Raw genomic sequence first — 20,583 nt, 5'->3', positions numbered from 1 at the left:
CGCGTCGACCCTCACCTCATGCGGTTCATGCGGCGAGGATCGGAAAGCGAGCCGAATTACTCGGCACCGCCCTGCTCGTCCTGCTTGGCACGGAGCGCGTCCACGGTGCGGACGAGCTTCGAGGGGAGCGCCTGGAAGAGCTGAGCAGTCTGCGTCTGCTTGCCCTTGAAGGCACCCGCCAGCTTGGCGAGCAGAACCTCGCGGGACTCGAGGTCCGCAAGCTTCTTGATCTCGTCGGCGGACATCGCCTTGCCGTCAAGGACACCGCCCTTGATGACGAGATTCGGGTTCTCCTTGGCGAAATCGCGCAGACCCTTCGCCGCCTCGACCGGGTCACCGGTCACGAAGGCGACCGCCGACGAACCCGCGAACAGGTCGTCGAGCGTGGTGATCCCGGCCTCCTGGGCCGCAATCTTGGTCAGCGTGTTCTTCACCACACGGTACTGAGCGTTCTCACCGAGTGAACGACGCAGCTGCTTGAGCTGCGCCACGGTGAGACCGGTGTACGCGGTAACGACAGCAGCGTTGGAGTTGCGGAACTTGTCCCGCATCTCCTCGACGGCATCGACCTTGTCAGGCCTCGCCATGAGCCTCGGCCTCCTTCCGGGTGATTCGGACCGCGCGGACCCGAAGGAGGACTGGGGAAAACGAAACGCCCCGGGCGCAGGCGCACGGGGCGTAGCTCAACCGGTCACTCGCGGCCTCGCGGCGGCGAACTCCGGGAACTCTTCCACTGACACCTGCGCGGGTCGTCCGCAGTTCAGCGGATCCTTCGGCCACCGCGCCCTCTGACGAGCGCACGGCAACGACCAGCGGTCTTTGGCTTCAGTAGGAGAGTACGGGAACGGATTACCGGGAAGCAAATCCGCCCCCGACCGATCAGCTCTCCTCGAGCCCCTGGAGCATCTCGGCGAAGTCGACGGTCTCCAGGGCCGGCGGGGCCTCGACCGTCACCGGCTTGTTCACGTCGAGGAACTTGATGGTCGTGTCCACCGGGCCCTTGGTGGCGTCGCCTCGCATCCGGAACTGCTTGGTGCGGTCATCGCCGTCGATCCAGGCGTCCATCTTGAGCGTCTCGACGCCCATCTTCTCGTACTGCTGGATGCTCTTCTCGCCGCGCTCGGCGGACTTGGCGTCCTTCTTCTTGAGCTCGGCACGCAGGTCGTCGAGGGTGATGGTGCCCGAGTAGTGGGTGGTCTCGACGCCGTCGATCTTCTCGGTGCCGACCTTCTTGACGTCATCGGCGCCGGTGAGGAACGTGGACTCGGTCGCCGGGTTCTTCTGGGCCTGGTCGGCGGCACCCATCCCGCCGTTCATCTCCTGGTCGGCGCCGAGCGCGCCCAGGTCGAACTTCAGCCAGCGCTTGCCTTCCATCTGCTTGGCCGCCTCGGCGCCGCCACCGATGTACATGGCCTTGTCGACGAGGCGGATCTCGGCGGTTCCCTCATCGCCCTTCTCGAGCGCGGTGACCTTCATGCTCATGGCGACGTCGGGCTCGGTCCGCATCGACGCCTCGGCCTTGATCCGGCCCTGCTCGGGCACCGTGCCGGTCATGACGTACCGGAAGGAGGTGATCTCCTCGGAGTTCTTCGCGGCCTTGGCCACGGCCGCGGCCGGCGTCATGGCGGGCGTCTCGGCTGCCTTGGAGCCCCCGGAGCCCTCCGAGCCCTTGGAGCCCGAGTCGCTCGAACAGCCGACCGCGCCCGCGGCGAGCAGCAGAGCGGCGAGTCCGGCGGCAGGTACGGACGTTCGCATGGAATCCCCCCAAGTCATTGGTTCCCCCCAAGGAACACAGCTGATGCACAGTGAATCGGAAGACTATCCCACTGGTATGACAGAGGCGTTCGAATACTCCTGGGGCAGTGGTGACACCGGAGACGCGGGAAAGGGACGGGCCCCGCACCTGAGCAGGTGCGGGGCCCGTGACCGGTGAGGTGAGCCGTGGGCTCAGACCGCGGCCGGGTCCTCCTCGACGAGGAGGTTGCGGGTGCGGTTCGGGTCGAGCGGGATGCCGGGGCCCATCGTGGTGCTGATGGCGGCCTTCTTGATGTAGCGACCCTTGGCGGCGGACGGCTTCAGACGGAGGATCTCCTCCAGCGCGGCGCCGTAGTTCTCCACCAGCTTGGTGTCGTCGAAGGACGACTTGCCGATGATGAAGTGCAGGTTCGCGTGCTTGTCGACACGGAACTCGATCTTGCCGCCCTTGATGTCGTTGACAGCCTTGGTGACGTCGGGGGTCACGGTGCCGGTCTTGGGGTTCGGCATCAGACCACGGGGACCGAGCACACGGCCGAGGCGGCCGACCTTGCCCATGAGGTCCGGGGTGGCGACGACGGCGTCGAAGTCCAGACGGCCCTTCGACACCTCGTCGATCAGCTCGTCGGCGCCGACGATGTCGGCGCCCGCGGCACGCGCGGCCTCGGCACGGTCACCGGTCGCGAAGACCAGGACCCGGGCGGTCTTACCGGTGCCGTGCGGGAGGTTCACGGTGCCACGGACCATCTGGTCGGCCTTGCGCGGGTCGACACCCAGACGGAAGGCGACCTCGACGGTGCCGTCGAACTTGGTCGTGGACGTCTCCTTGGCGAGACGGACGGCCTCGAGCGGGGCGTACAGCTTCTCCCGGTCGATCTTGGCGTCCGCAGCGCGGAGAGACTTGCTGCGCTTGCTCACTGAAAGCTCCTGTGGAATCTGAGGAGTCGTGGTCCGGGCCGAGCAGGCCCTGCCACTACTGCTTGGCTTACGGGGGTGGAGGTCAGCCCTCGACCGTGACGCCCATGGAACGGGCGGTGCCGGCGATGATCTTCTCGGCGGCGTCCAGGTCGTTGGCGTTGAGGTCGGGCATCTTGGTGGTGGCGATCTCACGGACCTGGTCACGCGTGATCTTCGCGACCTTGGTCTTGTGCGGCTCGCCGGAGCCCTTCTCCACGCCCGCGGCCTTGAGGATCATCTTCGCGGCCGGCGGGGTCTTGGTGATGAAGGTGAAGGAACGGTCCTCGTAGACCGTGATCTCCACCGGGATGACCCAGCCGCGCTGCGACTCGGTCGCGGCGTTGTAGGCCTTGCAGAACTCCATGATGTTCACGCCGTGCTGGCCCAGCGCGGGGCCGACCGGCGGGGCCGGGTTGGCGGCACCGGCCTGGATCTGGAGCTTGATGAGCCCCGTGACCTTCTTCTTCTTGGGAGGCATGGCTCTCCGGGTCCTTTCGATTCGGGTCCTGCCCACCTCCGGGGGACAACCCGGACACAGGCATACCGCACAACGATAACGGGTATGGATGCGCGGCCAAAAACCGAGCAGGTCAGACAAACGCGCGAGCGTTCGCCTGACCTGCGCGGAAGCTGTGTATCAGCCGTTCCAGAAGGGCTAGTTCTTCTGGATCTGGTCGAAGGAGAGCTCGACCGGCGTCTCGCGGCCGAAGATCTCCACCAGGCCCTTGACCTTCTTGGAGTCGGGGTTGATCTCGTTGATGGTCGCCTGGAGCGTGGCGAACGGGCCGTCGGTGACGGTGACCGAGTCGCCGACCTCGAAGTCCAGCACCTGGACCTCGACCTTGCGCTGCGGAGCCGGCTTGCCCTCGGCCTCGGCTGCCTCGCGGGCGGCCTTCTCCTCGGCCTCCGGGGCGAGCATCTTGACGATCTCGTCCAGCGTCAGCGGGTACGGGTCGTAGGCGTTGCCCACGAAGCCGGTGACGCCGGGCGTGTTGCGGACGACGCCCCAGGACTCGTTCGTCAGGTCCATGCGGACGAGGACGTAGCCCGGGAGCTTGTTCTGCTTGATCGTCTTGCGGTCGCCGTTCTTGATCTGGACGACCTCTTCCTGCGGCACCTCGGCCTGGAAGATGTAGTCCTCGACGTTCAGCGAGACGGCGCGCTGCTCCAGGTTGGTCTTCACCCGGTTCTCGTAGCCCGCGTAGGTGTGGATGACGTACCACTCGCCGGGGAGCGTCCGCAGTTCCTCGCGGAGCTTCTCGACCGGGTCGCGGTCGTCCTCGGGCTCTTCGGCCTCCTCGGCCGCTTCCACGGCCTCGGTGGTCTCGTCCGCAGCGGTCTCGTCCGCTTCGGCGGCCTCGTCCTCGGTGGTGCCGGCAGCCTCGGCCTCGGCGGAGGCCTCGGTGTCCTCGACGTCCGCGCCCTCGACGGAGGCGAGCGCGTCCTCGGCGGACTCGGCCCCTTCGCCGTAAGGCTCGACGGCGTCGTTCACGTTCGGGTCAGACACGGTGGCTGCTTCTTCCTGGATACATAGGGGTGGAACATGCGAAAGGAGCGCCGGGTACCTCGGCGCTCTTCGCTCGGGGATCAGCCGAAGACGTACTTGGCGGCGTTGCTGAGGCCATAGTCGAACAGGGTGATCAGGCCGATCATCACCACCACGAAGATGATCACTGCGGTCGTGTACGACGTCAGCTGGTTACGGGTCGGCCAGACAACCTTGCGGAGCTCCGCAACGATCTGACGGTAGAAGAGCGCCAGGCGCTTCAGCGGACCCTTCTTGGCCCGCTTACCGCCCTTGCGGGTCTTCTTCTTGGAGTCCGGAGCCTCGTCCTGGGCATCAGGCATGTCGATGGAGCCCACGGCGTCCGTCACTCGTCCTCACCTGATTCCGGGTCGTGGCCGTGCCGCGCCCGGTCTGAGCCCGCACGGCGGTGCATTGCTGTACGTACATGCGCACACATCCTGGCGATGGTGTGTGTAGCAGGGCCGGAGGGACTTGAACCCCCAACCGCTGGTTTTGGAGACCAGTGCTCTACCAATTGAGCTACGACCCTTTGTGCGCTCCCCAACGTACCGCATCCGACCGGATGCTTGGTGTGCACCGGCTGAGCGCGGGCCGCTGAGGGCCAACGAGGTGAGAGTGTACGTGCTCCTGGGCCGGGCGTCGAACAGAAAGTCCCTGGGACGGACCGCTCCGGCGACGGAACGGCGGAAGATCGTCCTGGCCACGCGGCCACGGCACGGTGGATCCGGACTGGTGTCCAGTGGTTTGCCCGGTCATGTTCAGTCCGTGAAACCCTCGTGCCCGGCGGGATCCGGGTCTGGAACGATGGGCCCCATGAGCGCTGCAACCCCTCCCACCGAGCGCCGGGTCTCCGCCCGAGTCGGCGCGATCTCCGAGTCCGCCACCCTCGCCGTGGACGCCAAGGCCAAGGCCCTCAAGGCCGCCGGGCGACCGGTGATCGGCTTCGGCGCCGGTGAGCCCGACTTCCCGACGCCGGACTACATCGTCGAGGCCGCGATCGAAGCCTGCAAGAACCCGAAGTACCACCGCTACACGCCGGCCGGCGGCCTGCCCGAGCTGAAGTCCGCGATCGCCGCCAAGACGCTGCGCGACTCCGGCTACGAGGTGGACCCCTCCCAGATCCTCGTCACCAACGGCGGCAAGCAGGCCATCTACGAGGCCTTCGCCGCGATCCTCGACCCGGGCGACGAGGTCATCGTCCCGGCGCCGTACTGGACGACGTACCCGGAGTCGATCCGGCTCGCGGGCGGTGTCCCGGTCGAGGTCGTCGCCGACGAGACCACCGGCTACCGCGTGAGCGTGGAGCAGCTGGAGGCGGCCCGCACCGAGAAGACGAAGGTCGTCCTGTTCGTCTCCCCGTCCAACCCCACCGGCGCCGTCTACAGCGAGGCCGAGACCGAGGCGATCGGCAAGTGGGCCGTCGAGCACGGCCTGTGGGTGCTCACCGACGAGATCTACGAGCACCTGGTCTACGGCGACGCGGTGTCCGTGTCCCTGCCCGCGCTGCTGCCCGAGCTGCGCGACAAGTGCGTCGTGGTCAACGGTGTGGCGAAGACGTACGCGATGACGGGCTGGCGGGTCGGCTGGATCATCGGCCCGAAGGACGTGGTGAAGGCCGCGACCAACCTCCAGTCGCACGCCACGTCCAACGTCTCCAACGTCGCCCAGGTGGCCGCTCTCGCCGCCGTCTCCGGCGACCTGGACGCGGTCGCGACGATGCGCGAGGCCTTCGACCGGCGGCGCAGGACCATCGTGCGGATGCTCAACGAGATCGACGGCGTGGTCTGCCCCGAGCCCGAGGGCGCGTTCTACGCCTACCCCTCGGTGAAGTCGCTGATCGGCAAGGAGATCCGCGGGAAGCGGCCGCAGAACTCGGTCGAGCTGGCCGCGCTGATCCTGGAGGAGGCCGAGGTCGCGGTGGTGCCCGGTGAGGCGTTCGGCACGCCCGGCTATCTGCGTCTGTCGTACGCGCTGGGCGACGAGGACCTCGTCGAGGGCGTGAGCCGGATCCAGAAGCTGCTGGCGGAGGCGCGGGACTGACCTCCCCTTCGCCGCAGGGGCGCCCGGATGTGACTCCGGGCGCCCCTGTTCGTTTGTGCGAGCAAGACCACGAAAGGGGAAAGCGCTAGTGGGACGGGCGGGACGTGCGGCAGGATCGACCGATGGAGCGTGTACGTGATGTCTCTGAGCTGCCGAAAGCCCATCTGCACCTGCACTTCACCGGGTCCATGCGGCCCACCACCCTGCTGGAGCTGGCCGACAAGTACGGGGTGCGCCTGCCCGAGGCGCTGACCGACGCGCTGACCAGCGGGGAGCCGCCGAGACTGCGGGCCACGGACGAGCGCGGCTGGTTCCGTTTCCAGCGGCTGTACGACGCGGCGCGCTCGTGTCTGCGCGAGCCGGAGGACATCCAGCGGCTGGTGCGGGAGGCGGCGGAGGAGGACGTGCGCGACGGCTCGGGCTGGCTGGAGATCCAGGTCGACCCGACGTCGTACGCGCCCCGGCTGGGCGGGCTGATCCCGGCCCTGGAGATCATCCTGGACGCGGTGGACTCGGCGGTGCGGGACACCGGGGTGGGGATGCGCGTGCTGGTGGCCGCCAACCGGATGAAGCACCCCCTCGACGCGCGCACGCTGGCCCGGCTGGCGGTGCGCTACGCGGACCGGGGGGTGGTCGGGTTCGGCCTCTCCAACGACGAGCGTCGCGGGATGGCCCGTGACTTCGACCGGGCGTTCGCGATCGCCCGGGACGGCGGACTGCTGTCCGCGCCGCACGGCGGCGAGCTGGCGGGACCGGCGTCGGTACGGGACTGCCTGGACGACCTGGAGGCGCACCGGATCGGCCACGGGGTCCGGGCGGCGGACGACCCCCGGCTGATGCAGCGGCTCGCGGACCGCCAGGTGACGTGCGAGGTCTGCCCGGCGTCGAACGTGGCGCTGGGGGTCTACGACAAGCCCGAGGACGTACCGCTGCGGACGCTGTTCGAGGCGGGGGTGCCGCTGGCGCTGGGCGCGGACGACCCGCTGCTGTTCGGCTCCCGGCTGGCGGCGCAGTACGAGTTCGCGCGGCTGCACCACGGCTTCACGGACGCGGAGCTCGCGGAACTGGCCCGCCAGTCGGTACGCGGCTCGGCGGCCCCGGAGGGCGTGAAGGCCAAGCTCCTGGCGGGCGTGGACGACTGGCTCACGGCCCCGGTGTAGTCGCGGCGGCGCCGGTCACCCCGGCGCAGCCGCGGGCGGCGTCACCCCGGCCGCTTGAAGTGGGCGTAGGGCGGATACGGCTTGAAGCAGACGAGGATCTCCTCGGGGTGCCCGCCGCCGGGCCGCTGCACGAGCCCGGGGAGGCTCGACACCATCGCCATGCGCCCCTTGGCCACGCCCTTCTGCCGTGGCCCCCACCTCGCCGCGTGCGCGCAGCTCATGGCTGCCTCGGCGAACACGTCCCGGCTGCCGAAGAGGAACACCGTGCGCGCGTGGTGGGCGTGCCGCAGCTCGTCCCGGCAGTCCGCGCGCGCCGCGCGCCGGCGCCATACGGCGGCGTCCCGGTCCGTGCGGGCCTCGTCCGTACGGACGGTCAGGGGCGTGCCCGGACCGAGCGACCGGCGCAGCCGCGGCCAGGTGCTGGGCCGCAGGCCGTAGGAGTGGTGGACCAGGACGAGGTCCACCGGTTCTCCGGTCCCCTCGGCGGGCGGCACTCCGTCCCGCAGCGGCACGTGGACGATCGTGCGGCGCGAGTACGCGGCGAAGGAGAACAGGCCGGCGAGCCGGTTCAGTCCGTCGTGGTCACCGATGAGCAGCCCGATGGGTTCGGGAGCCCGCAGCGAGGTGTGGCGCAGCGGGTGCAGGGGCTGGACCACCCGATGCTCACGGGGGCCGGTGCGGGGACGGAACCGACGCAGTCTCAGACGCATGCGGTCGGCCTCACGGACCCATGATCGCGGGCGCGTGTGCCGGGCGGCAACGGAGATTGCGGGGCTACAGGCTCACGCCCACCGTGACCGGTTCGTTGACCAGCGTGACGCCGAAGGCCTCGTGCACCCCGGCGACCACCTCGCGGGCGAGCGCCAGGAGGTCCTCGGTGGTCGCGTCACCGCGGTTGGTGAGGGCGAGGGTGTGCTTGGTGGAGATGCGGGCGGGGCCGCTGCCGTATCCCTTGGTGAAACCGGCCTTGTCGATCAGCCAGGCCGCGGAGGTCTTGGTGTGGCCCGGGCCGGCCGGGTAGGCCGGGGCCTCGACGCCCTCACCGAGCCGCTCTCGCACGCGGGTGCGGAATGCGGCGAACGCCACGTCATCGAGGATCGGGTTGGTGAAGAAGGAGCCCGCCGACCAGGTGTCGTGGTCCTCGGGGTCCAGGACCATGCCCTTGCCCGAGCGGAGCTTCAGAACCGTCTCGCGGGCGGTGGCCAGCGGTACCCGCTCCCCCGGCGCGACACCGAGGACGCGGGCCGTCTCGGCGTACCGGACGGGGCCGGAGAGGCCGCCGGCGTCCTCCAGCGCGAAGCGCACGCGCAGGACGACGTAGCGCTCCGGGTCGGACTTGAAGCGGCTGTGGCGGTACGAGAAGGCGCAATCCTCGTTGCTCAGCGTGACGGTCTGCCGTGCCCGGCGGTCGTAGGCGACGACCTCGGTGATGGTGGAGGAGACCTCCTGGCCGTAGGCGCCGACGTTCTGGATCGGGGTGGCGCCCGCCGAGCCGGGGATGCCGGCCAGGCACTCGACACCGGCCAGGTTCGCCTCCACGGTGCGGGCGACGGCGTCGGTCCACACCTCTCCGGCCGCCAGCTCCAGGCGCGTACCGTCCAGGGCGAAGCCGCGGGTGGCGATGACGAGGGCGGTGCCGTCGAAGCCCTTGTCGCCGATGACCAGGTTGGATCCGCCGCCGATGATCAGCAGCGGGGTGCCGCTGTCGTCGGCGTCGCGGACGACGGCGATCACTTCGTCGTCGGTCGTCGCGGTGACCAGCCGGGTCGCGGGGCCGCCCAGCCGGAAGGTGGTCAGCGGGGCGAGGGGGGCGTCATGGAGTTCCTGCACGGGCTCAAGACTACGAGACGGCACCGCGGGCCCCGCTTCCCCGACCGGTCCGGGTCAGCCCAGGCGGACGACCGCGCGCGACATGCCGAGGACCTTCTGTCCGTCGTGCGTCGCGGTGAGGTCCACGCGGACCGTGTTGTCGTCGAGCTTGGCGGCGACCTTGCCGCTGACCTCGATGGTGGCGCCCGCATCGTCGTTGGGGACGACGACCGGACGGGTGAAGCGGACGCCGTACTCGACGACCGCGCCCGGGTCGCCCACCCAGTCGGTCACCACGCGGATCGCCTCGGCCATGGTGAACATGCCGTGCGCGATGACGTCGGGCAGCCCGACCTCCTTGGCGAACTTCTCGTTCCAGTGAATGGGGTTGAAGTCGCCGGAGGCGCCCGCGTACTGGACGAGGGTGGCGCGGGTCACGGGGAACGTCCGGGCGGGCAGCTCGGTGCCGACCTCGACGTCGGCGTAGGAGATCTTCGCCGTCATGATGTGTCTCACGCCTCCTCGGCCGCGCGGGCCACCAGCTTGGTCCAGGCGGTCACGACGTGCTCGCCGGCCTGGTCGTGGACCTCGCCACGGATGTCCAGCACCTCGTTGCCGGCCATCGACCTGATCTTCTCGATGGTCGAGGTCACGGTCAGCCGGTCACCGGCGCGCACCGGGCGGTTGTACGCGAACTTCTGGTCGCCGTGCACGACGCGGTTGTAGTCGAGACCGAGCCGGGGGTCGGCGACGACCTGCCCCGCGGCCTTGAAGGTGATCGCGAACACGAAGGTCGGCGGGGCGATCACATCGGGGTGGCCGAGCGCCTTGGCGGCCTCCGCGTCCGTGTACGCAGGGTTGGCGTCCCCCACGGCCTCGGCGAACTCACGGATCTTCTCGCGGCCCACCTCGTAGGGCTCGGTGGGCGGGTAGCTCCGCCCCACGAAGGACTGGTCGAGCGCCATGCGCGCGGCACCTCCTGTATCTGAAACGAGCCAGTACCGAAACGACACGAGGCCGCCCCCCGAGTGGGGGGACGGCCTCGTGTACGAGCCTGTTTTATCGCGTTTCGCGGTGCGCGGTGTGCGCGTTGCAACGCGGGCAGTGCTTCTTCATCTCAAGACGGTCCGGGTTGTTACGCCGGTTCTTCTTGGTGATGTAGTTCCGCTCCTTGCACTCCACGCAGGCCAGCGTGATCTTCGGGCGGACGTCGGTGGCAGCCACGTGAGTGCTCCTTGACGAACGGATTGACTGTATTTACGCAAGAAGAGTAGCCGATCGAAGGACCGACCCCGCAATCGGCTACTGTCTGTAGCGGTGACCGGACTTGAACCGGTGACACAGCGATTATGAGCCGCTTGCTCTACCGACTGAGCTACACCGCTTTGATGCGATCGGGCCCCGCCTCGCGGCGGGAACCTCACACACCAGAGCCCCAAAACGGAATCGAACCGTTGACCTTCTCCTTACCATGGAGACGCTCTGCCGACTGAGCTATTGGGGCGAGCGATGAAGACATTACACGGTCCGCCGCCGTTCGCCCAAATCCGTTTCGGGCCCCCTGTCCCCTCATGGAGGGACCGCCCGTACTCCCCCCGGGAAGGGGGACCACGCCTGCCCTGCCGGGGGACCACGCCTGCACTCCCGGGGGACCACGTTGGTACGACTATTGCGCTCCTCCCGGCGAGCGGCGGGCGGCCATCCTAGGCTCGACTCACTCTGCGTGATCTTGTCCCGGCGTGATCTTGTCTCAGCGTGACGTGCGTCCTCGTGCGCAGCCCGAGCCCCAGGAGCGCGATGCCCGAAAGCCAGCCGCAGCCACCGTCCGACCCCTGGCCGTCGCTCCCGGGCCCGGGTGCGCCCGACCCGGGCCCGGTCCTTCTGCGCGGTGCACGGCTCACCGACGGACGCACCGTGGACGTACGGCTGGGCGGCGGGCGCATCGAGGCGGTCGGTACGGCCGGCAGCCTGGCGGCGGCGGACGGCACGCGCGCGTGCGTCACCCGCGTCGACCTCACCGGCTATCTCCTCCTGCCGGCCCCCGCCGAACCCCACGCCCACGCGGACACCGCCCTGTCCGCCGGCGGTGAGGGCCCCGTCCCGGACGACCCCCAGGACGTCCAGCGCCGTGCGACGGAGGCGGCCCTGCTCCAGCTCGGGCACGGCGCCACGGCGCTGCGGGCCCATGTACGCGTGGGCGATCTGGCCGGACTCCGGGCACTGACCGCCGTACTGCGGGCGGGGCGCTCGCTGCGCGGGCTGACCGAGCTGACAACGGTGGCGATGCCCCGGGTGCTGACCGGGGTGGCCGGGGCGAACGGGCTCGCGGTGCTGCGGGACGCGCTGAAGATGGGAGCGTCCGTGGTGGGCGGCTGTCCGGACCTCGACCCGGATCCCACGGGCTATGTGGAGGCGGTGCTGGAGGTCGCCTCCGAGCACGGCTGCCCCGTCGACCTGCACACGGACGCCACCGACCCCACCCGGCTGGCCCGGTTCGCGGCCATGGCGGGCGGGCTGCGGCCGGGGGTCGCGCTCGGCCCGTGCGGCGGTCTCGCCGGGCTGCCGGACGAGCTCGCCGCCCGGACCGCGGACCGGCTCGCGGCGGCCGGGGTGACGGTGGTGTGCCTGCCGCAGGGCGGCTGCGCGGCCGCGGACGGCCGGGGCTCGGCGCCGGTACGGCTGTTGCGCTCGGCGGGGGTACGGGTGGCCGCCGGGAGCGGCGCCCTGCGGGACGTGTCGAACCCGGTGGGCCGCGGCGACCCGCTGGAGGCCGCCTATCTGCTGGCCTCGCACCAGGGCCTGCCCGCCGAGGACGCCTATGCCGCGGTGAGCACGGCGGCGCGGGCCGCTCTGGGGCTGCCCGAGGTGCGGGTGGAGGCGGGCTTCCCGGCCGAGCTGCTGGCCGTGCGCGGGGAAGGGCTGCCGGGCGCGCTGTCACTGGCGTACAGCCGCGTCGTGGTGCACGGAGGGCGGGTGGTGGCGCGGACGAGCGCGGTGCGCGAGTACTGCGATTCGACGGGGACGGCGGGGCCCGGACTGCCCCGGCAGGGGCGGGGGTCCGCGTAGGTGCGTCGCGGCGTCGCGCGGCGGACGGGGTCGCCCCGGCGTACGGTCGGAAGCATGCGCATTGTCATCGCTGGTGGTCATGGTCAGATCGCGCTGCGGCTGGAGCGGCTGCTCGCCGCGCGCGGGGACGAGGCGGCGGGCATCATCCGCAAACCCGAACAGGCCGACGAGCTGCGGCAGCTGGGCGCGGAACCGGTGGTCCTGGACCTGGAGTCCGCGTCGGTGGAGGAGGTCGCGGAGTGCCTGGAGGGCGCGGACGCCGCGGTGTTCGCGGCGGGCGCCGGCCCGGGCAGCGGGGTGGACCGCAAGGAGACGGTGGACAGGGCGGCGGCGGTCCTCTTCGCCGATGCGGCCGTCCGCGCGGGCGTACGGCGTTTTGTGATCGTGTCGTCCATGGGCGCGGACCCGGCGCACGAGGGCGACGAGGTCTTCGACGTGTACCTGCGCGCCAAGGGCGAGGCGGACGCGTACATCCGCGGCCTGGACGCCCTGGACTGGACGGTCCTGCGTCCCGGTCAGCTCACCGACGACGCCGGCACCGGCCTGGTCCGTCTGGAGGCGCACACGGGCCGCGGCCCGGTCCCGCGCGACGACGTGGCCGCCGTGCTGGCGGAACTGGTGGACACGCCGGCCACGGCGGGACTGACCCTGGAACTCATCAGCGGGTCCGCTCCGGTGTCGGTGGCCGTCAAGTCGGTGGCGGGCAACTGAGCACCGCCGGGCGCTAGAAGAGCGGCATCTGCCCCGGGAACTGAGGCACCACGTGACCGTCCAGCGACGGCTGCTCCGCACCGAGCGGGGCCCGCCTGCGCGATCCGGGGCACGAGGTCAGCTCCCCGCTCCCCCGGGCGCCGGGCGGGTCGTGCCGCGCATACCGTCCGGCGACCACGGCGATCTCACGACGGCACTCGGGACAGGCACGGCGACGGGGCGACATGCAGCCAGTGTGCCCCGGCGCCTGACCCCACGAACACGAAGAGACCCCCTCCGGACCGCGTTTCCGCAGTCCGGAGGGGGTCTTCCCCAGTGTGGCGGCGCCAGGATTCGAACCTGGGAAGGCTGAGCCGGCAGATTTACAGTCTGCTCCCTTTGGCCGCTCGGGCACACCGCCGGGGTCGCTGCCTTCGTACCGCCTTTCGGCGGTGCTCCGTGGCAACGACGTAAACAATACCCGATGGGAAGGGGTGCTTCGCCACCCGATTGATCGCCACCGGCGGGGCGGCGGGTGACTAGGCTGGTCCGGATGCGGTCCGGGGCCGATGCCGTGCTCGGGGGCCGCCGCATGTACGCCAGTACGCATTCGGTGCACAGCCCGATACGCACCCCGATCCAAGGAGCCACAGGACATGGCCGACTCCAGTTTCGACATCGTCTCGAAGGTCGAGCGGCAGGAGGTCGACAACGCCCTCAACCAGACCGCCAAGGAGATCTCGCAGCGCTACGACTTCAAGGGCGTGGGTGCCTCGATCTCGTGGTCCGGGGAGAAGATCCTCATGGAGGCGAACTCCGAGGACCGGGTGAAGGCTGTCCTCGACGTCTTCCAGTCCAAGCTGATCAAGCGGGGCATCTCGCTGAAGGCCCTGGACGCGGGTGAGCCGCAGCTCTCGGGCAAGGAGTACAAGATCTTCGCGTCGATCGAGGAGGGCATCTCCCAGGACAACGCGAAGAAGGTCGCGAAGATCATCCGGGATGAGGGCCCGAAGGGCGTGAAGGCGCAGGTGCAGGGCGACGAGCTGCGGGTGAGCTCGAAGAGCCGGGACGACCTCCAGGCCGTCATCGCCCTTCTCAAGGGCAAGGACTTCGACTTCGCGCTGCAGTTCGTGAACTACCGGTAGGTCCCCGGACGGGGACGGGAGGGGCGGGCGCCCGCGTGGCGCCCACCCCGTCTCAGTTCCGGGAGTGGCCGAACAGGATGCGGTAGGCGACCAGGAGCACCAGGGAACCGCCGATCGCGGCGAGCCAGGTGGAGCCGTCGTAGAAGTCCTTGGTGATCGGTTGGTCGAGCCAACGGGCCGATATCCAGCCGCCGATGAACGCGCCGGCCACGCCGATCAGTGTCGTGCCGATGAGCCCGCCCGGGTCACGGCCGGGGAGCAGGAACTTCGCTATCGCTCCGGCCAGCAGTCCCAGGATGATCCAACTGATGATCGTCATGCCGTGTACCTGCCCCTTTCCCGCTCTCCTTGCACCCGGAAAGACGCCACTCGTCCATGTGCCGGTTGCGTTCGGTCAGTAGGGTGCGGCCGTGACAGAGACAAAGGGCCCTCAACTCCGCCGCACGCTCGGCCTGGGTGACGCCGTGGTCATCGGTCTCGGCTCGATGGTGGGAGCCGGGATCTTCGCCGCCCTGGCACCCGCCGCGCACGCGGCCGGCACCGGGTTGCTCCTGGGCCTGGCGGTCGCCGCCGTGGTCGCCTACTGCAACGCCACCTCCTCGGCCCGCCTCGCCGCCCTGTACCCGGCCTCGGGCGGCACCTACGTGTACGGACGTGAGCGGCTCGGGGACTTCTGGGGCTACCTCGCGGGCTGGGCCTTCGTGGTCGGGAAGACGGCCTCCTGCGCGGCGATGGCGCTCACCGTGGGCGCGTACGTCTGGCCGGACCAGGCGCACGCCGTGGCGGTCGCCGCCGTGGTGCTGCTGACCGCGGTGAACTACGGCGGTGTCCAGAAGTCCGCGTGGCTGACGCGGGCGATCGTGGGTGTGGTCCTGGCGGTCCTCGCTTCCGTGGTGGTCGGGTGTCTGACATCGGCGCAGGCCGATGCCGGGCGCCTGGACATCGGCATGCCGGGCGGGGCCGGCGGGGTGCTTCAGGCCGGCGGTCTGCTGTTCTTCGCCTTCGCCGGGTACGCCCGTATCGCGACCCTCGGTGAGGAGGTCCGGGATCCGGCACGCACCATCCCCCGCGCGATCCCGCTGGCCCTCGGCATCGCGCTGGTCGTGTACGCGGCTGTCGCCGTGGCCGTCCTGTCGGTGCTGGGGGCGCGGGAGCTCGGTGACGCCGCGGCGCCGCTCACGGACGCGGTGCGGGCCGCAGGGGTTCCGGGGCTCGCCCCGGTGGTGCGGGTCGGTGCGGCGGTGGCGGCGCTGGGTTCGCTGCTCGCTCTGATCCTCGGGGTGTCGCGGACGACGCTGGCCATGGCCCGGGACCGGCATCTTCCGGGTGCCCTGGCCGCCGTGCACCCGCGGTTCCGGGTGCCGCACCGGGCGGAGCTGGCGGTGGGTGCCGTGGTCGCCGTGCTGGCCGCCACGGTGGATGTGCGGGGTGCGATCGGCTTCTCCTCCTTCGGTGTGCTGACGTACTACGCGGTGGCCAACGCGTCGGCCTGGACGCTCGATGCGAAGCCGATGACCCGGGTGGTGCCGGCGGTGGGTCTCGCCGGCTGTCTGGTGCTGGCGTTCTCGCTGCCGTGGGTCTCGGTGGCCGCGGGCGCGGGGGTACTGCTGGCGGGCGTGCTGGTGTACGGCGTGCGGCGGGCGGGCGGCGCGCGGTAGCGGAAGGGCGCGTCGGCCGGGAGGCGGAGGGCCGTACGTCGGGGAGACAAGGCCGATGCGGAGGGCGGGACTTGTGCGCCCTGTCCGCCGCCGGTGTCGGCAACTGCTCGTGCTCGGTCATGGATTCAGCATGCGGGCCGGCGCCGACGACCGTGCGGGCCTGTGGACAACCTCGGGGTTGTGGACAACGCCCGGGTCGTGACGGGGTGAAGGACAGGACCCCGGTCGCTACCAGCGCTCCGTGAACGCCCGGTCCGTCCGCACGATCTCGCGGCCCAGCGGGAACAGTGAGACCGGGATCAACTTGAAGTTGGCGAGGCCGAGCGGGATGCCGATGATCGTCACGCACAGGGCGATGCCGGTGAGGATATGACCGAGCGCCAGCCACCAGCCGGCCAGGATCAGCCACAGCACGTTGACGAGGAAGGAGGGGGCACCCGCGTCCCGGCGTTCGACCGTCGTGTACCCGAAGGGCCACAGGGCGTAGACACCGATGCGGAAGGCGGCGACACCGAACGGGATGCCGATGATCGTGATGCACAGCAGCACGCCCGCGAACAGGTAGCCGAGGAACAGCCACAGCCCGCTGAAGACGAGCCATATGAGATTCAGGATGGTCTTCATTGGTGGTGACCTGCCATCTTCTCGAGCCGGGCGATACGTTCCGCCATCGGCGGGTGGGTGGAGAACATCTTCGACATACCCTGCCCCGGTCGGAACGGGTTGGCGATCATCATGTGACTGGCCGTCTCGATGCGGGGCTCGGGGGGCAGCGGAAGCTGCTTGGTGCCGTGCTCCAGTTTGCGCAGGGCGGAGGCGAGGGCGAGCGGATCGCCGGTGAGCTGGGCGCCGGACGCGTCGGCCTCGTACTCCCGGGAGCGGCTGATGGCCAGTTGGATCAGGGACGCGGCGAGCGGTCCGAGGATCATGATCAGCAGCATGCCGAGCAGACCCGGGCCGTCGTCGTCGTCCGAGCGGCCGATGGGGATGAGCCAGGCGAAGTTGACCAGGAACATGATCACGGAGGCGAGGGCGCCGGCGACGGATGAGATCAGGATGTCGCGGTTGTAGACATGGCTGAGCTCGTGACCGATGACGCCGCGCAGCTCCCGCTCGTCGAGCAGGCGCAGGATGCCTTCGGTGCAGCACACCGCGGCGTTGCGCGGGTTGCGGCCGGTGGCGAAGGCGTTGGGGGCCTCCGTCGGGGAGATGTACAGGCGCGGCATGGGCTGGCGGGCCTGGGTGGAGAGTTCTCGGACCATGCGGTACAGCCCCGGGGCCTCGAACTCGCTCACCGGGCGGGCGCGCATCGCCCGCAGGGCGAGTTTGTCGCTGTTCCAGTACGCGTACGCGTTGGTGCCCAGCGCGATCAGGACGGCGACGACGAGCCCCATGCGGCCGAAGAAGCTGCCGATGACGATGATGAGCGCGGACAGTCCCCCGAGGAGGACTGCGGTCCTGAGCCCGTTGTGCCGGCGGTGCACGGTACGCCCTCCAAGTCGTACGGCAGGGGAACCCTTGCTTGCTGATCTCTCTTCCGACCTGCGCTGCCCACTGGTCCGGTGGTGTCACGTCCAGTGGACCCTCCCGTACCGGTCAACGCCAGGCGAAGGGCACTAGTTCCCTTGTGCGCGCGGTGGCGCGTGTCAACCGTCCGGGTGACGGCCGCGCCGGATTCCGGTCGGCGTGCTCCGGTGTGCTCAGAAGAGTCCGGTGTCGGTGAAGCGGAGGACCAGCTGGGGTGCGCCGGACAGGGCGATGCCGACGACGCCGGTCAGGGCGATCGCGGCGGTGAGGGGCGCGGGCAGGCGGTGACGGACCGGCTCGCCCGCGGGGGCGCGGAACAGCAGGGCCGTCCAGTGGAGGTAGTAGACCAGCGCGATGACGACGTTGACGGCCATGACGACGGCGAGCCAGCCCAGGCCGGCGTCGACGGCGGCGGCGAACACCGTGACCTTGGCGAAGAGGCCGATGATGCCCGGCGGGAGTCCGGCGAGGCAGAGCAGGAAGAAGCCCAGGAGGAGGGCGGTGAGCGGGCTGGAGGCGTACAGGCCGCGGTAGTCGGCGACGCGGTTGAGACGGTGCGTACGGCCGACGAGGGCGGCCACCGCGAATGCGCCCAGGTTCACGGCGCCGTACATGAGGGCGTAGGCGAGCGTGGAGCCGATCGACTTCTCGGCGTCGTCGGAGTACGCGGCGGCGGCGATCGGCACCAGGAGGTAGCCGGCCTGGCCGACGGACGACCAGGCGAGGAGGCGTACCGCGCTGTGCGCGCGCGTGGCCTGCTGCCTGAGGGCGCCGACGTTGCCGACGGTCATGGTGAGGGCGGCCAGTGCGGCGAGGGCGGGTCCCCACACGTCGGCGTAGGACGGCAGGGCGACGACGGTGACGAGGATCAGGCCTGAGAAGCCGACCGCCTTGCCGATGACCGACAGGTAGGCGGCGATCGGCAGGGGGGCGCCCACGTACGTGTCGGGAACCCAGAAGTGGAAGGGGACGGCGGCCGTCTTGAAGGCGAAGCCGACGAGGGTGAGGACGACGCCGGTCTGCGCGAGCGTGTGGAGCTGGCCGTCGACGGTCTGGATCCGCTCGGCGACGAGGGTGAGGTGGAGGGTTCCGGTGGCGGCGTAGACGAAGCTGATGCCGAGCAGGCTGACCGCGGTGGCGGTGACGGAGGACAGGAAGAACTTCAGGGCCGCTTCGGACGACTTCCGGTCGCCGTGCCGGAGGCCGACGAGGGCGAACGCGGGCAGGGAGGCGACCTCGAGGGCGACGACGAGGGTCGCGAGGTCGCGGGAGGCGGGCAGCAGGGCGGCGCCGGCCGCCGAGGAGAGGAAGAGGAACCAGTACTCGCCCTCGGGGAGCCGCTTGTTCTCGTCCTTGAGGGCGGTGACCGACAGGAGGGCGGCGAGGAGGGCGCCGCCGAGCACCAGGAACTGGATGACGAGGGTGAAGCGGTCCGCGGTGTAGCTGCACACGCCGTCGTCGCCGACCAGGCAGAAGGTGCTGCGGTCGGCGTCGAGGAGGGGCAGCAGCATCAGCGTGGCCGCTGCGAGGCCGGCCACCGAGGCCAGGCCGAGCAGGGGCTTCCTCTTCTCGCTCACGAAGAGGTCGGCGACGAGGACGACGAGTCCGACGACCGCCGTGATGGTCGGCGGCGCGATGGCCAGCCAGTCGACGGACTGGACGAGGGAGCTCATCGGGTGCCTCCTGCGAGGAGCTGCTGCACGGCCGGATCGGTCAGTCCGAGGAGGGCCTTCGGCCACAGTCCCGCGGCGACGGTGAGGACGACGAGCGGGGTCCAGGCCGCGAACTCGTAGGAGCGCACGTCGGTGAGGGCCGGGGCGTCCTGGGGGACGGCGCCCATGCAGACCCGGCGGACCACGACCAGCAGGTAGGCGGCGGTCAGCAGGGTGCCGAACGCGCCGATCGTCATGAAGGTGAGGAAGGCGGGGCGGCTGAGTCCTGCGGCGGGGTCGAAGGCGCCGAACAGGGCGAGCATCTCGCCCCAGAACCCGGCGAGGCCCGGCAGGCCGAGGGAGGCGACGGCGGCGAAGGCGAGCAGGCCGCCGAGGCGCGGGGCCTTGCCGTAGAGGGCGGCGCCGGTCTCCTGCGCGAGGGCGTCGAGGTCGGTGCTGCCGGTGCGCTCCTTGAGCCCGCCGACCAGGAAGAACAGCAGGCCGGTGATGAGGCCGTGGGCGACGTTGGCGAAGAGGGCGCCGTTGACGCCGGTCGGGGTCATGGTCGCGATGCCGAGGAGCACGAAGCCCATATGGCCGACGGAGGAGTAGGCGATGAGGCGTTTGAGGTCGCCCTTCGCCCCTCGTCTGGCGAGGGCCAGGCAGGCGAGGGATCCGTAGATGATGCCGACGACGGCGAACGCCGCGAGGTACGGCGCGAAGGTGCGGAAACCGTCGGGCGCGGCGGGCAGCAGGATCCGGACGAAGCCGTACGTGCCCATCTTCAGCAGGACGCCGGCGAGCAGCACCGAGCCGACCGTCGGCGCGGCGGTGTGGGCGTCGGGCAGCCAGCTGTGCAGGGGCCACATCGGTGTCTTGACCGCGAGTCCGACACCGATCGCGAGAACCGCGGTGACCTGCACGGACGCGGTCAGGGTCCGGCTGTTGTCAGTGGCGAGTGCCACCATGTCGAATGTGCCCGCCGTGATGCCGATCAGGAGCAGGCCGAGCAGCATGACCACGGAGCCGAGCAGCGTGTAGAGGATGAACTTCCAGGCGGCCTCGGCCCGGCCCTCGCCGCCCCAGCGGGCGATGAGGAAGTACATCGGGATCAGGACCATTTCGAAGGCGAGGAAGAACAGGATCAGGTCGAGGACGGCGAAGGTGGCGAGGGTGCCGGACTCGAGGACGAGCAGCAGGGCGACGAAGGCCCTGGGGGCCGGGCCCGCGGGTGGTTTGAAGTACGAGTAGAGGGCGCTGAGGAAGGTCAGCAGCGCGGTCAGGACCAGAAGGGGGAGGGAGATGCCGTCGGTGCCGAGGTGGATGCGCACGTCGAGTGCGGGGATCCAGCTGATGTCGGTCGTGGCCTGCATCTTCGACGGCTGGTCGTGGTCGAAGCCGAGCGCGAGGACGATCGCCGCGATGAGGACCGCGCCGGTGACGGTCACGCCGTGGCGGAGCACGGCTTGCTCGGGTGACTTCCCCTTCAGTCCGGGCGGGGCCGGCAGGAGGGCGGCGGCGGCGCCGAGGAGCGGGCCGACGACGAGAAATGCCAGAAGGAACTGCATCACGGACTCGTTGATATCGATCACGCCT

23 protein-coding genes and 4 tRNA genes are annotated in these 20,583 nt (G+C 70.2%); 6 read left to right on the top strand and 21 right to left on the bottom strand.

Going from position 1 to position 20,583, the window contains the following annotated elements:
* Positions 1–56: 56 nt before the first annotated feature.
* From rplJ to ACZ44S_RS35150, 7 genes are all read right to left on the bottom strand, one after another.
* Positions 57–587: a 50S ribosomal protein L10 gene (gene rplJ / locus ACZ44S_RS35180; RefSeq protein WP_190166799.1), complete on the bottom strand. Its 531-nt coding sequence runs from the start codon at positions 585–587 to the stop codon at positions 57–59.
* 292 nt (positions 588–879) lie between these two features.
* On the bottom strand, positions 880–1,755 hold the full coding sequence (locus ACZ44S_RS35175; RefSeq protein ID WP_466936734.1) for an SCO4651 family lipoprotein: 876 nt from the start codon (positions 1,753–1,755) through the stop codon (positions 880–882).
* Between the two features lie 192 nt (positions 1,756–1,947).
* Entirely contained in the window at positions 1,948–2,673 is a 726-nt protein-coding gene (rplA, locus tag ACZ44S_RS35170; protein ID WP_037929493.1) for a 50S ribosomal protein L1, read from the bottom strand.
* 82 nt (positions 2,674–2,755) lie between these two features.
* Entirely contained in the window at positions 2,756–3,190 is a 435-nt protein-coding gene (gene rplK, locus ACZ44S_RS35165) for a 50S ribosomal protein L11 (protein WP_006130605.1), read from the bottom strand.
* 177 nt (positions 3,191–3,367) lie between these two features.
* Positions 3,368–4,219: a transcription termination/antitermination protein NusG gene (gene nusG / locus ACZ44S_RS35160; RefSeq protein WP_466936731.1), complete on the bottom strand. Its 852-nt coding sequence runs from the start codon at positions 4,217–4,219 to the stop codon at positions 3,368–3,370.
* Positions 4,220–4,299: 80 nt separating this feature from the next.
* The gene (gene secE / locus ACZ44S_RS35155; RefSeq protein ID WP_125504759.1) at positions 4,300–4,587 is read right to left on the bottom strand and encodes a preprotein translocase subunit SecE; all 288 of its coding nucleotides are present in this window, start codon (positions 4,585–4,587) and stop codon (positions 4,300–4,302) included.
* A 109-nt stretch (positions 4,588–4,696) separates the two neighbouring features.
* Positions 4,697–4,769 (bottom strand) — tRNA-Trp (locus tag ACZ44S_RS35150).
* Between the two features lie 284 nt (positions 4,770–5,053).
* Between ACZ44S_RS35150 and ACZ44S_RS35145 the strand changes: the two genes are divergently transcribed.
* Complete coding sequence (locus tag ACZ44S_RS35145; protein WP_466936729.1) at positions 5,054–6,280, top strand: pyridoxal phosphate-dependent aminotransferase; 1,227 nt, start codon at positions 5,054–5,056, stop codon at positions 6,278–6,280.
* Positions 6,281–6,402: 122 nt separating this feature from the next.
* A complete protein-coding gene (locus tag ACZ44S_RS35140; protein WP_466936727.1) occupies positions 6,403–7,440 on the top strand; it encodes an adenosine deaminase in 1,038 nt (345 codons plus the stop codon).
* A gap of 41 nt (positions 7,441–7,481) precedes the next feature.
* Here the strand turns inward: ACZ44S_RS35140 and ACZ44S_RS35135 are convergent, their stop codons facing one another.
* The 7 genes from ACZ44S_RS35135 to ACZ44S_RS35105 form a co-directional block, all read right to left on the bottom strand.
* Positions 7,482–8,150, bottom strand: coding sequence for a hypothetical protein (locus ACZ44S_RS35135; RefSeq protein WP_466936725.1), 669 nt, complete (start codon positions 8,148–8,150; stop codon positions 7,482–7,484).
* A gap of 64 nt (positions 8,151–8,214) precedes the next feature.
* Positions 8,215–9,270 (bottom strand): UDP-N-acetylmuramate dehydrogenase, encoded by a 1,056-nt coding sequence (locus ACZ44S_RS35130; protein WP_466936723.1) that lies wholly within the window; start codon positions 9,268–9,270, stop codon positions 8,215–8,217.
* 54 nt (positions 9,271–9,324) lie between these two features.
* Positions 9,325–9,753, bottom strand: coding sequence for a MaoC family dehydratase (locus ACZ44S_RS35125; protein ID WP_466936785.1), 429 nt, complete (start codon positions 9,751–9,753; stop codon positions 9,325–9,327).
* Positions 9,754–9,761: 8 nt separating this feature from the next.
* Positions 9,762–10,214, bottom strand: coding sequence for a MaoC family dehydratase N-terminal domain-containing protein (locus ACZ44S_RS35120; protein WP_190166792.1), 453 nt, complete (start codon positions 10,212–10,214; stop codon positions 9,762–9,764).
* 94 nt (positions 10,215–10,308) lie between these two features.
* Complete coding sequence (gene rpmG, locus ACZ44S_RS35115; RefSeq protein ID WP_003948671.1) at positions 10,309–10,473, bottom strand: 50S ribosomal protein L33; 165 nt, start codon at positions 10,471–10,473, stop codon at positions 10,309–10,311.
* A gap of 88 nt (positions 10,474–10,561) precedes the next feature.
* A tRNA-Met gene (locus tag ACZ44S_RS35110) sits at positions 10,562–10,634 on the bottom strand.
* Positions 10,635–10,680: 46 nt separating this feature from the next.
* A tRNA-Thr gene (locus ACZ44S_RS35105) sits at positions 10,681–10,753 on the bottom strand.
* Positions 10,754–11,046: 293 nt separating this feature from the next.
* On the opposite strand from ACZ44S_RS35105, the gene ACZ44S_RS35100 reads away from it, so the two are divergent.
* Positions 11,047–12,315 (top strand): amidohydrolase family protein, encoded by a 1,269-nt coding sequence (locus tag ACZ44S_RS35100; RefSeq protein WP_466936721.1) that lies wholly within the window; start codon positions 11,047–11,049, stop codon positions 12,313–12,315.
* A 54-nt stretch (positions 12,316–12,369) separates the two neighbouring features.
* Positions 12,370–13,026, top strand: coding sequence for an NAD(P)H-binding protein (locus ACZ44S_RS35095; protein ID WP_466936719.1), 657 nt, complete (start codon positions 12,370–12,372; stop codon positions 13,024–13,026).
* Positions 13,027–13,039: 13 nt separating this feature from the next.
* Here ACZ44S_RS35095 and ACZ44S_RS35090 read toward each other — a convergent pair whose 3' ends face one another.
* Together ACZ44S_RS35090 and ACZ44S_RS35085 are read right to left on the bottom strand one after the other, a co-directional pair.
* Complete coding sequence (locus ACZ44S_RS35090; RefSeq protein ID WP_466936717.1) at positions 13,040–13,252, bottom strand: hypothetical protein; 213 nt, start codon at positions 13,250–13,252, stop codon at positions 13,040–13,042.
* 92 nt (positions 13,253–13,344) lie between these two features.
* A tRNA-Tyr gene (locus ACZ44S_RS35085) sits at positions 13,345–13,426 on the bottom strand.
* Between the two features lie 235 nt (positions 13,427–13,661).
* Here ACZ44S_RS35085 and ACZ44S_RS35080 point away from each other — a divergent pair.
* Positions 13,662–14,150 (top strand): YajQ family cyclic di-GMP-binding protein, encoded by a 489-nt coding sequence (locus ACZ44S_RS35080; RefSeq protein ID WP_024883143.1) that lies wholly within the window; start codon positions 13,662–13,664, stop codon positions 14,148–14,150.
* Between the two features lie 52 nt (positions 14,151–14,202).
* Here ACZ44S_RS35080 and ACZ44S_RS35075 read toward each other — a convergent pair whose 3' ends face one another.
* Entirely contained in the window at positions 14,203–14,469 is a 267-nt protein-coding gene (locus ACZ44S_RS35075) for a GlsB/YeaQ/YmgE family stress response membrane protein (protein ID WP_466936714.1), read from the bottom strand.
* A gap of 91 nt (positions 14,470–14,560) precedes the next feature.
* On the opposite strand from ACZ44S_RS35075, the gene ACZ44S_RS35070 reads away from it, so the two are divergent.
* Positions 14,561–15,808, top strand: coding sequence for an APC family permease (locus tag ACZ44S_RS35070; protein WP_466936712.1), 1,248 nt, complete (start codon positions 14,561–14,563; stop codon positions 15,806–15,808).
* Positions 15,809–16,036: 228 nt separating this feature from the next.
* Here ACZ44S_RS35070 and ACZ44S_RS35065 read toward each other — a convergent pair whose 3' ends face one another.
* The 4 genes from ACZ44S_RS35065 to ACZ44S_RS35050 all read right to left on the bottom strand — a co-directional run bounded on the left by ACZ44S_RS35065 (position 16,037) and on the right by ACZ44S_RS35050 (position 20,579).
* Positions 16,037–16,432 (bottom strand): YccF domain-containing protein, encoded by a 396-nt coding sequence (locus tag ACZ44S_RS35065; RefSeq protein ID WP_466936710.1) that lies wholly within the window; start codon positions 16,430–16,432, stop codon positions 16,037–16,039.
* Complete coding sequence (gene htpX, locus ACZ44S_RS35060; RefSeq protein WP_190166786.1) at positions 16,429–17,292, bottom strand: zinc metalloprotease HtpX; 864 nt, start codon at positions 17,290–17,292, stop codon at positions 16,429–16,431. Before htpX ends, ACZ44S_RS35065 begins: the two co-directional genes overlap by 4 nt.
* A 216-nt stretch (positions 17,293–17,508) precedes the next feature.
* On the bottom strand, positions 17,509–19,008 hold the full coding sequence (locus ACZ44S_RS35055; protein WP_466936708.1) for an NADH-quinone oxidoreductase subunit N: 1,500 nt from the start codon (positions 19,006–19,008) through the stop codon (positions 17,509–17,511).
* Positions 19,005–20,579, bottom strand: a complete 1,575-nt coding sequence (locus tag ACZ44S_RS35050) for a complex I subunit 4 family protein (protein ID WP_466936706.1) — start codon at positions 20,577–20,579, stop codon at positions 19,005–19,007. Before ACZ44S_RS35050 ends, ACZ44S_RS35055 begins: the two co-directional genes overlap by 4 nt.
* Positions 20,580–20,583: the final 4 nt, after the last annotated feature.

Source organism: Streptomyces malachitofuscus (assembly GCF_055571035.1).
The sequence above is the reverse complement of the archived record's forward strand: the minus strand, read 5'-3'. Positions and strand labels throughout refer to the sequence as shown.